General features: G+C 48.6%; 1 protein-coding gene. It reads left to right on the forward strand.

The window, feature by feature from the left end; all coding sequences use genetic code 11:
• Positions 1-296: ATP-binding protein (locus KNP71_RS15830; RefSeq protein ID WP_214831064.1), on the forward strand; the 296-nt coding region annotated here is incomplete at both ends.

Consider the following 296-nt stretch of genomic DNA (forward strand, 5'->3'; position numbering starts at 1 on the left):
AAACGTGCCAGACTCCCCTATTTTAAGACGCTAGAAGACTTCGACTTTGCGTTTCAGCCGAGCATCAATGAAAAGCGCGTCAGGGAGGTCATGACCTGTCGGTTCATCGATAACGGCTTCAATGTATTATTATTGGGCCCGCCGGGGGTTGGGAAGACACACTTGGCGATTTCAATCGCTGCGGAAGCTGTCACGAAAGGTTATCGGACTTCGTTCATTACCGCGAACGATTTTGTCGAGGAGTGTCAAAAAGCAGAGAAATCTGGCCTTCTTCCTCGTATCATCAAAAGGTACTG

Origin of the sequence: Exiguobacterium sp. s56 (genome assembly GCF_018618255.1) — a bacterium.
Lineage (GTDB): Bacteria > Bacillota > Bacilli > Exiguobacteriales > Exiguobacteriaceae > Exiguobacterium > Exiguobacterium chiriqhucha.